The sequence below is a fragment of the Hymenobacter mellowenesis genome (assembly GCF_030581005.1).
In the GTDB taxonomy this organism is placed as follows: Bacteria; Bacteroidota; Bacteroidia; order Cytophagales; family Hymenobacteraceae; genus Hymenobacter; species Hymenobacter mellowenesis.
Window position 1 is genome coordinate 13,059 of sequence record NZ_JAUQSX010000015.1, and the last position, 13,530, is coordinate 26,588.

12 protein-coding genes are annotated in these 13,530 nt (G+C 62.0%); 10 read left to right on the top strand and 2 right to left on the bottom strand.

Going from position 1 to position 13,530, the window contains the following annotated elements; translation table 11 throughout:
- Window positions 1-25: 25 nt before the first annotated feature.
- Window positions 26-223: a hypothetical protein gene (locus tag Q5H92_RS22625; protein WP_305013843.1), complete on the top strand. Its 198-nt coding sequence runs from the start codon at window positions 26-28 to the stop codon at window positions 221-223.
- 112 nt (window positions 224-335) lie between these two features.
- On the opposite strand, the gene Q5H92_RS22630 is transcribed toward Q5H92_RS22625, so the two are convergent.
- Window positions 336-878 (bottom strand): 2'-5' RNA ligase family protein, encoded by a 543-nt coding sequence (locus Q5H92_RS22630; protein WP_305013844.1) that lies wholly within the window; start codon window positions 876-878, stop codon window positions 336-338.
- 11 nt (window positions 879-889) lie between these two features.
- Window positions 890-1,429 carry a DUF4136 domain-containing protein gene (locus Q5H92_RS22635; protein WP_305013845.1) on the bottom strand — a complete coding sequence of 180 codons (540 nt, stop codon included), beginning with the start codon at window positions 1,427-1,429 and terminating at the stop codon, window positions 890-892.
- A 146-nt stretch (window positions 1,430-1,575) separates the two neighbouring features.
- On the opposite strand from Q5H92_RS22635, the gene Q5H92_RS22640 reads away from it, so the two are divergent.
- From Q5H92_RS22640 to trmB, 9 genes are all read left to right on the top strand, one after another.
- The gene (locus Q5H92_RS22640) at window positions 1,576-2,463 is read left to right on the top strand and encodes a hypothetical protein (protein WP_305013846.1); all 888 of its coding nucleotides are present in this window, start codon (window positions 1,576-1,578) and stop codon (window positions 2,461-2,463) included.
- Between the two features lie 131 nt (window positions 2,464-2,594).
- Window positions 2,595-5,840 (top strand): tetratricopeptide repeat protein, encoded by a 3,246-nt coding sequence (locus Q5H92_RS22645; RefSeq protein ID WP_305013847.1) that lies wholly within the window; start codon window positions 2,595-2,597, stop codon window positions 5,838-5,840.
- 36 nt (window positions 5,841-5,876) lie between these two features.
- On the top strand, window positions 5,877-7,664 hold the full coding sequence (locus Q5H92_RS22650) for a TonB-dependent receptor (protein ID WP_305013848.1): 1,788 nt from the start codon (window positions 5,877-5,879) through the stop codon (window positions 7,662-7,664).
- Between the two features lie 100 nt (window positions 7,665-7,764).
- A complete protein-coding gene (locus tag Q5H92_RS22655; protein WP_305013849.1) occupies window positions 7,765-9,027 on the top strand; it encodes an HU domain-containing protein in 1,263 nt (420 codons plus the stop codon).
- A gap of 8 nt (window positions 9,028-9,035) precedes the next feature.
- Entirely contained in the window at window positions 9,036-9,728 is a 693-nt protein-coding gene (locus Q5H92_RS22660; protein ID WP_305013850.1) for a MotA/TolQ/ExbB proton channel family protein, read from the top strand.
- A gap of 111 nt (window positions 9,729-9,839) precedes the next feature.
- A complete protein-coding gene (locus tag Q5H92_RS22665) occupies window positions 9,840-10,259 on the top strand; it encodes an ExbD/TolR family protein (RefSeq protein WP_305013851.1) in 420 nt (139 codons plus the stop codon).
- 122 nt (window positions 10,260-10,381) lie between these two features.
- The gene (locus Q5H92_RS22670; protein ID WP_305013852.1) at window positions 10,382-11,266 is read left to right on the top strand and encodes a hypothetical protein; all 885 of its coding nucleotides are present in this window, start codon (window positions 10,382-10,384) and stop codon (window positions 11,264-11,266) included.
- A gap of 117 nt (window positions 11,267-11,383) precedes the next feature.
- Window positions 11,384-12,694 (top strand): bifunctional folylpolyglutamate synthase/dihydrofolate synthase, encoded by a 1,311-nt coding sequence (locus tag Q5H92_RS22675; protein ID WP_305013853.1) that lies wholly within the window; start codon window positions 11,384-11,386, stop codon window positions 12,692-12,694.
- 89 nt (window positions 12,695-12,783) lie between these two features.
- Entirely contained in the window at window positions 12,784-13,449 is a 666-nt protein-coding gene (trmB, locus tag Q5H92_RS22680; RefSeq protein ID WP_305013854.1) for a tRNA (guanosine(46)-N7)-methyltransferase TrmB, read from the top strand.
- Window positions 13,450-13,530: the final 81 nt, after the last annotated feature.

Below are 13,530 nucleotides of genomic sequence, written 5' to 3' on the forward strand. Positions count from 1 at the left end.
ATTCACCTTAAATCTGATTTCACTCATGAGCAATACCCTTGGAGGCATGATTGCCAGCCTGTTTGGCGGACGTAAAAACGATGACGGTACCCGCGCCGGTGGTTCTACGGGCGGTAGCCTGGTTAAAGGCGCTCTGCTGGCGGCTGGTGCGGCTTATCTGTACAAGCGTTATAAGAATGGCAATTTGAACGTGCCCGGCATCACGCCCAAGTTCAAAGAGTAGAAAGCCAATAAATCAGGAAGGCTATGGCTTTCCAAAAACACAAGAAGCCCCGTTAGCGACTGCTGCCGGGGCTTTTCGTTTCTAGTTAAGGTGAGTTTCAATTGGCTGGTATTCATTCATTCTGCAACTCAAACGTGGCCCGCGGCTGCCATTGTTGGCCATCGTGCCTGAAAAGGGTGAAAGTGCGAACGGCAAACGTGCCGATATAAGTGCGGGCGGCAAACAGCTCGCGCAACGTCGGCACCTGCGCGGGCGGCAGGTCGCGGGTGGCCAGCGTGAGGTGGGGGGTAAAAGGGCGATTTTCGGGCCGCACTTCCGGCAAGTGGATTTGGCTCCAGCGCATAAGCGCCGCGTGAAAGGCCTGTAGCGCCTGTGCCTCACTCACCCGCACGAAAAGCGTGCGGTCGTAGAACCAGGCAAAACCGTCCAGGCTCACGCTAAACGGCCGTTGCGTGGCGGCAAAGCCGGCCAGCGCGGCCGTGCAGGCCGACTCAAACGCATCAAGGTGGCGGATAGGCGGCACGAGCGTGATGTGCGGCGGCAGGCGCACGGCGTTGCGGCTGCCGGTGAGGCGGTGCACCTCCTGCTTCAGGGCCCAGGTTTGGGAAAAAACCGGTTCCGGGGGCAGCAGGGCCACGAGGTAAAGCGCGTTCATAGCCAGAGCAACTATTGCGTGGGCAGCACCGGATACTTTTCAAACAGCGCCGCCACGGTCGCGTCAATCTGCTTGGCAAGTTTATCGGCCTTGGGGCTGAGGATGCTTTTGACGGAGCCCTGCCAGATGAGTTCCTGGCGGGCGGCATCCACGATTTCGACCGTGGCGGTGCCTTCTTCGTAGCGGCCCACCACCACGTCCTGGCTTTGCCAGTGGTAGTTGCGCTGGCCCAGGTAGATGGGCGCGTCGTGCAGGTCGGTTTCGCGGGTCTGCACCTTGTCCTGCGTCACCACGCCGATGTTCACCAACAAGTCGGGCGAGGCGGCCAGCTGGTAACCGCGGCGTTCCATTTCGCGGCCAATGGCTTGCTTGAGGGTTTCGATGCCGTTGCCCGGGCTCGGAAGCGCCGCTGCGTTGCGGGCGGTCACGTCCATGAAATTATAGGTTTTGTAAGCCCGGAAATCGACGTTGGGTTGCTGTTCGGTGCGCTGCACTTGTTCGGTGGCGCAGCCCATAAGCGCCAATAGGAGCAGCAAAAGGAAGAGTTTCATGAGCGACGACGGAGGCTTGAGTGGCTTGGGTATACGCTCAGGACCGGCTGGCGGCTGTGGTGGCGCTTAGCGGCCGGGTTGGTGAAATAAAAGGCCGTACAGCACACGTTATTTATTAATAAATAACGTCCAAAATTTCAGACAAGATGAAATCAGACGCACTGTGTTGGGGAATCGGAATCATTCTGGCCGTTGTGGCGGGGCACAGCTATTGGCAGCACCGACAGTCGCAAGTGGTGCTGCAGCTGCTGGATGCGGCGCTGCAGGTAAGCAACGAGCGCGCTCAAACCGAGGCGGAAATGACCATCCATAAAATGCACCAGCTGATGGAGCGAAACCAGAATCAGCCCCGCGACATGGTCCTGCTCCGGGAAACGGAAGAAATCCACCGCCGGGCCGACAAGGCGGTGAAAACCATCCGCGCAATTCGTCGTGATTTACAGCTGAAGCAAGCTGCAAAGCCCCACCAGGGCGGCCCGGCAGAGGCCCGGGAACGGGCCGGCCAGGAGGTGCTGGCCTACACGACCTACCTCAAACAGCTAATGACGGCCTCGACCGAAGGCAAAATGGCTGCCTTGCAATTTCTGGTCGCAAAACACCGCCAGGCCGGCTGGCCCACCGGCTATTCTCTGCCAGTCGAACTGGCGCTGCTCACGCAGCAGGAAGCGACCATTCGGGAGTACGAGCGGCTGGCTTTGCAGCATCAAAATGAAAAAATAGGCTGTGGCTTAAACATCATTTTTGATGCATTCGGCGCCTTTGCTTCTGCTGAAGCAAACACAGTGGCCGTGGGTGACAAATACAAAGCGGAGCTATTCCTGGCTTCCGCATACGGCTCGCCCGTGCTGGGCATGACCGTGAATGGCCGTCCCATAGCCGTAGGGCCGGACAAGCGCGGCCACGTAGAATTCACGGTGCCGCCGCCTGCGGGACCGGGCGGAAAAGCCTACTGGACCGGCCGGATTCGGGCCTTGGTGAAAGGCCGGGATTCCATCTTCACCGTGAAGGTGCCCTACACGGTGCGGGCCAACTAAAGCCGGGCAGGGCAGGCTCAGCATGGCAATGAAACCCGCCTTTCGGCGTTGGCTGGGCAACCTACGGGCATTTATCGCTACTTTTGGCGAGTTCCCGGGCCCAGTGCGGCCCCTCCACGACAGGTATTTTCATGAAGCTATTTCCCCGGCTGGCGCTGGCCGCCACCCTGAGCGCGGCGGCGCCTCTGGCCGCCCAGGCCCAGCAAACCCAGGTTTTCGCCTCCGATGAGCGGCACTTTCAGGAAGGGTTGGAATTGTTTGACCGCGGGCAGTACGGCGCGGCCCAGGAGGCGTTTCGGGCGTACCTGGCCATTGAGCCGGTGCGCGCTAGCCAGGCCGGCCCCGCGTCCGGCGACCGCACCGCCGATGCCGAGTACTATTACGCCGTGAGCGGCCTCTACCTCTCGCACCCCGACGCCGAGGGCCTGATTCTGGATTTCGCGGCCCACCACCCGGCCCACCCGCGCGCCGCCTCGGCCTATTTCGAGCTGGGCAAGTTCTACTTCGACCAGAAAAACTACGAGTCGGCCGTCCGCTACTTCACCAAAGTGGCGCCCGATAACCTGAGCAACGACCAGCGCGCCGAGTCCGATTTCAAGCTGGCCTACAGCTACTTCGAGCAGAAGGACTACGAAAAAGCCCGCCTGCTCTTCGACCGCAACAAGCAGGTGCAGAGCCAGTACAAGTACGCCAGCGCCTACTACGCCGGCTACTTGGGCTACCGCGCCGGCGACTACGCCGCCGCCCGCGCCGACCTGGCCGTGGCCGAGCAAAACGACGCCTACAAGCCCGTGGTGCCGGCCGTGATGACCCAGATTTACTACCGCGAGGGCAACTACGACGGCCTCATCAGCTACGCCACCAAGTCGCTGCAGGACACCCCGCCGCCCCAGAACGCCGACGAAATTCAACTGCTTCTCGGCGACGCCTATTACCAGAAAGGGCAGTACAAGGAAGCGGCTGAGAACTTCGACAAGTACGCCAGCCTGCACAAGGGCCGGATTGAGCCGGCGCTGGAGTACAAGATTGGTTTCGCCAACTACAAGATGGGCGACTTCAAGGGCGCCATTGCCAGCCTGCGCAACGTGGCCGTGCGCCGCGACTCGCTGGGCCAGAACGCCGCCTACCACCTGGGGTTGAGCTACATTCAGACCAACCAGAAGCCCCAGGCCGTGACGGCGTTTGACGCCGCCCGGCAGTCGACTATTGATAAGGGTATTGCCGAAAATGCCACGCTCAAGCTGGGCCAGGTGCAGTACGAATTGGGAAATTTGCCCGAAACCATTGCCGTGCTGCGCGATTTCCGCAAGAAATTCCCGCGCTCGAAAAACCAACCGGTAGTGGATGATTTGCTGAGCAAAAGCTTCCTGTCTTCCACCGACTACAACCAGGCGCTCACCTACCTCGAAAGCATCGACGACCGCAGCGCCCAGCTCGACGCTACCTACCAGCGCGTGGCTTACTCACAGGCCGCCACGCTCTACAACAACGGCAACTACGCCGAGGCGCTGCCGCTGCTGGACAAGTCGCTGAAATTCCCTTCGGATGACGCCTTGCGGGCGGCGGCCCAGGTGCTGCGCGGCGAGATTTTCAGCGTGGGCCAGCAATACCCCGATGCCATTACGGCCTACGTGGCGGCGGCCCGCTCGGCCCGGCAGGGTGGCGTGAGCCCCGAGGAAAAGGACTTCGAGCAAAAGGCCCGCTACGGCCTCGGCTACGCCTACTACAACACCAAACAGTACGACAAGGCCCGCCCGCAGTTCAACGCTTTCCTGAACGACGACGCGGCCAAGCCCGATGACCCCAACTACTACGACGCCACCCTGCGCCTGGCCGATACCTACTATGTATCGAAAAGCTACGCGCAGGCCCTGACGCTTTACGACAAAGTCATCACAGCCAACGCGGCCGATAAGGACTACGCCTACTACCAGAAAGGCCGCACCCTAGGCCTGATGGGCCGCCGCGACGAAGCCAACAGCACCCTGGCCGCGCTGCTCAAAAGCAGCCCCAACTCGCGCTACGCCGAGGACGCCGTGTTCCAGCAGGCGCAGCTTTCATTTGAGGCCGGCGAGTACCAGCCCGCCGTCGATGGGTTCTCTAAGCTGATTGCCAACCGGCCCAACAGCCCGCTGATTCCGCAGGCGCTGCAGAAGCGCGGCGTGTCGTACGCCAACCTGCAGCAGCAGGACAAAGCCGTGGCCGACTTCCAGAAAGTGCTGGCCGACTACCCACGCAGCGAGGCCGCCTCGCAGGCCATCTACAGCCTGCAGGAAAGCCTCACGGCCCTGGGCCGCACGGAGGAATTTGACGCGGCGCTGGCTTCGTTCAAGATTCAAAACCCCGACAGCAAAGCCACCGAGAGTGTGGAATTCGAGGCGGCGAAGTCGCTGTATCTGGCTGAGAAATACAAGCCCGCCATCCTGCGCCTGGAGTCTTACTTGAAGCAGTACCCGCAGTCGGCCCTGGGGCCCGATGCCCGGTTCTTCCTGGCCGATTCCTACGTAAAAACCGGCGACAAGCAGCAGGGGCTGACCCGCCTGCGCGATGTGGTGACCGAAGGCAAAAGCGAGTTCGTGAACCGCGCCGTGGGCCGCCTGGCCGACCTCGAATACGAAAACAAGAACTACGCCGAGGCCGCCAAATATTACGAGCGCCTGCGCGGCGCCAGCACCAACCGGCGCGAAGTAGCCAACGCCACCCTGGGCCAGATGCGCAGCCTCTACGAAGCTGGCGACTACCCCGGTACCCGCCGCGTGGCCGAAGAACTGCGAGCCCAGGCCGGCGCCACCGCCAACGCCACCAATTCAGCTCTGCTTTACCTAGGCAAGGCCAACTACCGCGCCGAGAACTACGACCAGGCCGCCACCGAGCTAGCCGCCGCCGTGGCCGCCGCGCCCAACGATGTGAACGGCGCCGAAGCCCAGTACTTCCTGGCCCAGACGCTGTTCAAGCAAAAGAAGAACCAAGAGGCCATCGCCGCTGCCCTGAAAGTGAATTCCGACTTCAGCAGCTACCCGCTGTGGCAGGGCCGGGCCTTCCTGCTGGTGGCTGATGTGTACGCGGCCGAGGGCGACAACTTCCAGGCCCGCGGCACGCTGAACTCCCTCATCGACAATAATTTCCCCGTGGCCGAAGTGCTGGAAGCCGCCAAGCAGCGCCTCAAAACCTTGGGCGCCGACCAGCCCGAGGAAACCGAGCCCACGCCCAAAGCGCCCACCAAAGCCCCGGCCAAGACGCCAACGCCCACCAAAGCCACTACGCCGGCTACCAAGCCCGCCACCGCGCCCGCGCCAGCCAAGGGCAAAACCACCGTGCCCCGCACCAACCTGCGCGGCACCACCACCGCCCCGGCCGATACGGCCACCCAACGCTAGGCCCGGCGTATTTTCTCATTGAATAATTATTTGCTGATGAAGCGTTTGCTCACCAAACAGAACTTGCCGAAAGCCCGTCGGGGCGCGGGTTGGGCGCTGGCCGCCGTGCTGGTGGCCGGCGCGGCCCCGGCCGCTTTGGCCCAGCCCACCAAGCCCCGAAACACGGGCAAGATTGAAGAAGCCGAGATTGAAATCGTGAAGGAGCGGGTGAACCAGCTGCCCGAGGCCACCCGCAACTTCAACAAAATCGCGCTGCCCGCGCCGCCCCAGGTGGAGCGTAAGGTGGCCTACACCTTCCCCGATTTCCGTCTGCCCGCCGACCGGCTCAACCCCTCGGTGAAGGTGCTCACCATCCGGGCCGAGGAGCCCGCGCCGCTCACCGGCAACCTCGTGAAAGTGGGCATCGGCAACTACGGCACGTTCTACGGGCGCGGCTACTTCCACAGCACCCGCAGCACCGACCACGCCTACGGCCTCGACGTGAAACACGTCAACTCCCTGAACGGGCCCGTGGACGGTAAAAACTCCGGCGTGGCTGAAACCAGCGCCCACCTCATGGGCGAAATCTACCGCGGCACGGCGGCCTTCGGCGCCAACCTGGACCTGGGCCGCGAGCGGTATAACTTCTACGGCTACGAAAAAGCGGCAAACGGTGCCGCTTTCGCCACGCCCGAAAATGGCGATATCAAGCAGGTGTTCAGCCGCTTCGGGGTGAAGGCCTACGCCCACAACCGCGCCCCCGACCAGCAGTTGCAGTACGACGCCAGCCTCGGCTACCGCTACTGGGGCGACAACTTTGACGCCAACGAAAACGACATCCGGCTCAACGCCAAAGTCGGCTACGCGCTGGGCGAGTCGAGCCGCATCACGCTGAACGCCGACGCCTCCTTCATCTCGGAAAAAGACCTGCCCGTCGCCACCCGCTTGCAGCCCGCGCCCACCGCGCAGCAAACCCGGTCGCGCACCTTCGTGCAGGCCACGCCGGCCTACGAGTTTCTGCGCAACAACATTGCCTTTTCGGTAGGCGCCACGGTGGGCTACTCCTCCGACACGGCCACCAGCGTGAGCAAGGGCGTGATTTACCCGGCCGTGCGCCTAGGCTACACCATCGAGCCCGAGAAATTCATGGTCTACGCCGGCCTGGGCGGCGCCCTGCAGCGCGTGACGCGCTACGACCTGAGCACCGAAAACCCCTGGCTGAACCGCGGCCTGAACGTGGCCGACACCCACCGCGGCCCTACGGTCTACGCCGGCTTCACGTCCACGCCGGCCCGCGGCCTGGAGTTCAATGTAAAGGCTACCTACGCCCGCGACCGCAACCTGTACTTCTACGCCAACAACCCCATCGACCCCTCGCGCTTCGACCTCGTGTACGACCAGAACGCCACGGGCGTACTCAACATCCACGGCGAGCTGCTGTACAACGCGGCCGAGAAGTTCCGCCTCGGCACGCGGATGGACTACAATAAGTACGCCCTCAAAAACCTGCCGCAGCCGTTTCACCGCCCCGAGTTCCAGGGCTCGGTATTCGGTACGTATAATGTGTTCGAAAAGCTGATGATTGGCGTAGAGGGCTATTTCTACGCGGCCAGCTACGGCATCAGCTACCGGCCAACCGCCACGGCGGGGGCTGTCCGGACGGCCGATTTTTACCGCGCCACCGACCCGGTTATCGACCTGAATCTGCGCGCCGACTACCGCATTACGCCAAAAATATCCATCTTTGTAATGGGTAATAACCTCGCAAACCGCCAATACCAGCGCTTCTACGCCTATCCGGTGAAGGGCATCAACGTTATCGGCGGCGCGGGCTATACCTTTTAAAATTTGGAACTTAGGTACTTGGGGTCTTGGGGACTTGGTTTTTTGGCCGGCTACCCAAGTCAACTAAGTCCCCAAGACCCCAAGTACCTAAGACCCCACCATGCATTTAGCCGACCACATCCGCCCCTTGCTCCGTGACCACGACTGCGTGATTATCCCGGATTTTGGGGGGCTCGTGGCCGATGCATCGTCGGCAAGGGCCCAGCCCGGTCGCCAGTCCCTGAGCCCGCCCTCTAAATTAGTGGCCTTCAACCAGGCCCTGACCCGCAACGACGGCCTGCTCGTCGATGCCCTCAGCCAGCACCTGGGCCTGCCCATTGCCCAGGCCCGCGAAGCCGTGCGCGCCGCCGTGGCCAACCTCCAGCAGGAACTCGACGACACCAACCGCACCGAGCTGCCGGGCATCGGCGTTTTCCGCCGGGCCGCCGGCCGGGGCCTGGCCTTCGAGTACACCGGCACCGACAACCTGCTGGCCTCCGCCTTTGGGCTGCCCGAGCTGGTGGCGCGGCCCGTGCGCGCCGCCAACACCCGGCCCAAGCAGCCGCAGCCGGCCCTGCGCGGCGCGGGGGCCCGGCGCACCCGGCTGGCCCGCCTGCTGCCCGGTGGCATCATCGCCATTGCGGCCAGCTTGTTGATTCTGGCTAATTATCAGCTTTTGCAGAACAAAGGCTACCTGGCGTCCCGCTGGCAGGGCCAACTGCCCAAAGTAGAATGGGCACAAAGTGCGACCGCACCCGCGTCATACCTGACGGAGCCACAGCAGGCCACCCTGGGCCAGCATAATTTTGGCGATAATGCCCTGGCCTCGGAAGGCATGACGCCCGTGGAAACCACGCCGGCCACTACGCCGTCCGCAACTGCCGCACCCGAAGCCACGCTGCCGGAAGTGCCGGTTGCGGCCGTTCCGAAAACCAATATTGCCGCCACAACTGCCCCTGCTACCGCCGAAGCAACAGTAGCAGCCAAAGCCGAAACGCCGGCAAAAGTTGAACCGACCAAACCGACCGCCACGCCCGCCGTAGCCAATACTCCGGCACTGACGTCTGCCTCGGCCACTCCGCCGCCCGTTGCAGCCGTAACTCCTGTAGCGAAGGCGCCCGCCGCCCCGGTTTCTACGACAATTAAAACCCGTACCGGCCGTTATTACGTCATTGCCGGCGCCTATGGCAGCCTGGCCAATGCCGAGAAGGGCCGGAAAGTGCTGGCCCGCACCGGTCACAAAACCCGGATTATTCTGCCGTACCCGGGCAGCCGCTACTTCCGCCTCACGGCCGGCGACTACTCCGACCTGGCTTCGGCCCAGCGCGAAGCCCAGCGCTTGCGCATCAGCACGCGCTGCGACTACAACACTCTGAAATTTTAATTCCCCGCATGTCCGCATTCCTCCTGCAAGTGGCGCCCGCCGCTGTCGATACTGCTACCACTGTTGCAACCGCCCCGGTTGCCGATACGAGCGTCCCGGTTATCGACCTGCTGCTGCGCGGCGGCCTGATTATGATTCCGCTAGTGGCACTGTCCCTCGTGTCGGTTTACATCATCATCGAGCGCTACTTCACCATCCGCCGCGCCGCCGGTGACCCCGATACCTTCATGAACGGCATTCGCTCGCTCATGGTGAAAGGCGATTTGGCCGGCGCCAAGCTGCTGTGCGCCCAAACGGCCTCGCCGCTGGCCCGCATGGTGGAGAAAGGCCTGCGCCGCATCGGCCTGCCGTTGAAGGAAATCGAAACCAGCGTGGAGAACGTGGGCAAGATTGAAATTGCCCGCCTCGAAAAGAACATCAGCATCCTGGGCATCATCGCCGGCATCGCGCCTATGATTGGCTTCGTGGGCACCATCATCGGCGTTATCAAGATTTTCTACTCCATTGCTGCTACCAAGGAATTCGGTATTCCGCAGGTAGCCGATGGTCTTTATGTTAAGCTGGTGACCTCGGCCACGGGCCTCATCGTGGGCATTATCGCCCACGTGGGCTACCACTGGCTCAGCATCCTCGTCGAGCGCATGGTGTTCCGCATGGAAAACTCGGCCATTGAGTTCATGGACATTCTACAGGACAATTAAGTGAATTATGAATTATGAGTTATGAATTATGAGTTGGGGCTTGAACCGATAAGGAAAGCCTTAAGTCAACAATTCTTAGCTCATAAATCATAATTCATAACTCATCCAGTTATGAATCTTTCCCGCCGCCATCGCCTCACCTCGCACGTCGAAACCGGGGCCATGAACGACATCATGTTCTTCCTGATGTTGTTCTTTCTGATTGCGTCGACGCTGGTTAACCCCAACGTCATCAAGTTGTTGCTGCCCAATGCCAAATCCAGCAAGCAGGTGATGAAGCAGCCCATCACCATTTCGGTGGATGCGGCGGGCATGTACTACGTCAACAAAAAACCGGTGAACCCGGCCATGGTAGAGCCCGAGTTGGTGGCCCTGGTGGGCACGGCGCCCACCGAGGAGCAGCCCACCGTGGTGCTGCGGGTCGACAACTCGTTGAACGTTCAGAAGCTGGTTGACATTCTGGAAATCGGCAACCGCCTCAAGCTGAAAATGGTGATGGCCACGCAGGCCCAGCAGGCGGCTGGCAAATAGTTTTCAGGGTAGGCGGGTGTGAGGGTAGGAGTTTGAAGTACAGCTAACTCTTTGGTGCCTTCGTACTGGCTGAGTTGCCAACTCCTGCCCTCATACCCCCTTACCCTCATACCCTATAGCTCATGGCCATTGACTATCAAGAACCGCATCGCCGCGAGGGCCTGATTGGCACCCTGGTGGTCCATGGGGTGCTGCTGCTGCTGTTCATCTTCATGGTGTTTAAAGGGCCGAACCCGCCACTGGCCCCGCTGGGTGGCGGCGATGGCGTGGAGTTGAATTACGGCCTCGACGAAGCCGGCTCGGGCGATGTGCAGAGCATGGCCACGGCCAACAACTCGCCCAACCGCGAGGACAGCCGCCCGCCCATCGCCAGCCCCGACCCGCAGCCGCGCCCCGCCACGGCCGCCACGCCCGACCCCACGCCGCCCTCTCAGGAAAAGATTATCACCAGTGAAGCCGAGGAAAGCCCCGTTTCAGAAGCCCCTGTTGAAACCCCTGCGCCTCCCAAAGAAGAAGTGAAGGTGGCCCCCAAGCCCAAGCGGCAGGTGGCCGTGACGTTCTCGCCCAAAGGCAGCGCTACCGGTGGCGGTAACGGCGTGAACGGCTCCAGCAATACACCCACCGGCAACAACAACGGCGACCGCCCCGGCGCCGTGGGCGACCAGGGCGACCCCAACGGTACGCTTGACGCCAAGGCACTGTACGGCGCGCCCGGCCGCGGCGGCTCGGGCAGCAGCCCCGGCAGCGGAGGGCTGGAGATGAGCGGCTGGCGCTTCGAAAGCACGCCCAACGTGGAGGCCGTGGATGACAACTCGGGCCAGATTCGCTTCAAGATTAAAATTGCCGATGATGGTGAAGTGCTGGCCGTCACGAAAGTGTCGGGCAACGTTTCGGCGGCGCAGGAGAAGCTGTGCCGCGACAAGCTGCTCGATGCCAATTTCGTTAAGACTAACGCGGCTGCCGGTGGCGCCACGGGCTTCTATACCTTCAAATTCACCGTTCGCTGATTCGCGTTTTACCCCTTGAAAGCCCCGCCTTCTGCTAGCCAGTCGGCGGGGCTTTTTAGTGAGGTTAAGTGACAGCGGGCTTAATTTGCGCTTTCACCCGATATTCTGGTTGCTGCCGTGACGTATTCCGAAACCCTTGCCTACCTCTACGAACAGCTGCCCATGTTTCAGCGCGTAGGGGCCGCGGGCTTCAAAAAAGGGCTGGGCAACACCTTGGCCCTGGCCGAAGCGCTGGGCCACCCGGAGCGCCGGTTTCGGAGCGTGCACGTGGCCGGCACCAACGGCAAGGGCAGCAGTTCGCACCTGCTGGCGGCCACGCTGCAGGCGGCCGGCTACAAAGTGGGCCTCTACACCTCGCCGCACCTGCGGGAGTTCACAGAGCGCATTCGGGTGAACGGGCAGGAGCTGCCGGCCGACTATCTGGTGGCGTGGGTGGCGCGCTGGCGGCCGTTGTTTGAGCAGGTGCAGCCGTCGTTTTTTGAGATGTGCGTGGCGCTGGCCTTCGCCTATTTCGCCGAGCAGCGGGTCGATGTGGCCATTATCGAAGTGGGTCTCGGCGGGCGGTTCGATTCCACGAATATCATCACGCCGCTGGTTTCGCTCATCACCAACATTAGCTTCGACCACCAGGCGTTGCTGGGCAACACACTGCCGGAAATTGCCGGGGAGAAAGCCGGCATCATCAAGCCGGGTATTCCGGTGGTGGTCAGCCAGACGCAGCCGGAGGTGGCGCCGGTTTTTGAGCGCGAAGCCGCCGCCAAGCTGGCCCACCTGGTTTTTGGCGACCAGGTTTATCAGGCTACTTTCGCCGGCGAGCCCGCGCCGGAAACCGGCCTGCGTCCCCTCAACGTGACGCAGCACGGCCGCCCGTACCTGCCCAATGCCGAGCTGGGCCTGCCCGGCGACTACCAGCAACACAACCTGCCCGGCGTGCTGGCTACCCTCGATGAGCTGCGAGCCCAGGGTTTCCGAATTACCGAAGCGGCCGTACGCACCGGCCTGCGGCAAGTCACGCAGCTCACCGGCCTGCGGGGCCGCTGGAGCATCATCGGCCAGCGCCCGCTGGTGGTGTGCGACACGGGCCACAACGCGGCGGGCCTAGCCATGGTGATGCGGCAGCTGCAGCGCGTGCCGCACCAGCGCCTGCACCTCGTCATTGGCACCGTGAACGACAAGGATGTGGCCGGTATGCTGGCGCTGCTGCCGCGCGAAGCCACTTACTATTTTTGCGCGGCCAACATTCCGCGCGCCCTGCCCACGGCCGAGTTGGCCCGGCAGGCCGCCGAGCTGGGGTTGGCGGGCCAGGCCTATGCCTCAGTAGCTGCCGCCGTGGCAGCTGCCCGAGCCGCTGCCGCGCCCGAAGATGTGGTCTTTATTGGGGGCAGCACCTTTGTGGTGGCGGAAGTCGATGAGCTTTATAACGATTAAGAAGGCAGAATAAGAAGTATAGAATCGGCGCAATTCGCGGTTCGGGCCCTTTTTCATTCTGCATTCCTCATTTTCATTAACTATAGAATTTGCCTCGCATTAAACTTCAGCGTTTTCAAGACAACGCCACCCGCCCCGACATCATCGAGCCGGGCAAACCCGAATACGAGCAGCTCGGCGGTCGTTGGCGCACCGATTTTTTTCAGGAGCCCCACCCGCTGACGCTGGAAGTGGGCTGCGGCAAAGGGGAGTACACCGTGGGCCTGGCCCAACGGCATCCCAGCCGCAACTTTTTGGGTCTTGATATCAAAGGGGAGCGCATCTGGCGCGGCAGCACCCGCGCTGCTGAGCTGGGCCTGACCAACGTAGGATTCGTACGCATGCGCGCGGAGGCGCTGGCGGCCCAGTTTGGTGCCCACGAGCTGGCTGAAATCTGGATAACCTTTCCCGACCCACGCCCGCGCGACCGTGACATCAAGCGCCGGCTCACGTCGCCGCGTTTTCTGGCGCTTTATGAGCAACTGCTGACGCCTGGCGGCCTGTTGCACCTTAAAACCGACAACGAAGGGCTATTTGAGTACACGCTGGAAACGCTGGCCGCCCGGCCCGGCGCCCGTATCGAGCGCTTCACCCGCGACCTGTACGCCGAAACCGGCGCGGAATTCACGGAAGCGCAGGCCATCCAAACAAATTTTGAGGGCAAGTACCGGGCGGTGGGCGTGCCCATCAAGTACGTGCAGTTCCGGCTGACTTAGGAAATGACCCAAGAGTCAAAGCTGGGAGTAAAGTTGTAACATCATGCTGAGCGCAGTCGAAGCATCTCTACCGCGCAACTA

Bases quoted from the DNA above. Each gene is read 5' to 3' on its own strand.
- Q5H92_RS22625 (WP_305013843.1), top strand. From the start codon at position 26: ATGAGCAATACCCTTGGAGGCATGATTGCCAGCCTGTTTGGCGGACGT.
- Q5H92_RS22630 (WP_305013844.1), bottom strand. From the start codon at position 878: ATGAACGCGCTTTACCTCGTGGCCCTGCTGCCCCCGGAACCGGTTTTT.
- Q5H92_RS22635 (WP_305013845.1), bottom strand. From the start codon at position 1,429: ATGAAACTCTTCCTTTTGCTGCTCCTATTGGCGCTTATGGGCTGCGCC.
- Q5H92_RS22640 (WP_305013846.1), top strand. From the start codon at position 1,576: ATGAAATCAGACGCACTGTGTTGGGGAATCGGAATCATTCTGGCCGTT.
- Q5H92_RS22645 (WP_305013847.1), top strand. From the start codon at position 2,595: ATGAAGCTATTTCCCCGGCTGGCGCTGGCCGCCACCCTGAGCGCGGCG.
- Q5H92_RS22650 (WP_305013848.1), top strand. From the start codon at position 5,877: ATGAAGCGTTTGCTCACCAAACAGAACTTGCCGAAAGCCCGTCGGGGC.
- Q5H92_RS22655 (WP_305013849.1), top strand. From the start codon at position 7,765: ATGCATTTAGCCGACCACATCCGCCCCTTGCTCCGTGACCACGACTGC.
- Q5H92_RS22660 (WP_305013850.1), top strand. From the start codon at position 9,036: ATGTCCGCATTCCTCCTGCAAGTGGCGCCCGCCGCTGTCGATACTGCT.
- Q5H92_RS22665 (WP_305013851.1), top strand. From the start codon at position 9,840: ATGAATCTTTCCCGCCGCCATCGCCTCACCTCGCACGTCGAAACCGGG.
- Q5H92_RS22670 (WP_305013852.1), top strand. From the start codon at position 10,382: ATGGCCATTGACTATCAAGAACCGCATCGCCGCGAGGGCCTGATTGGC.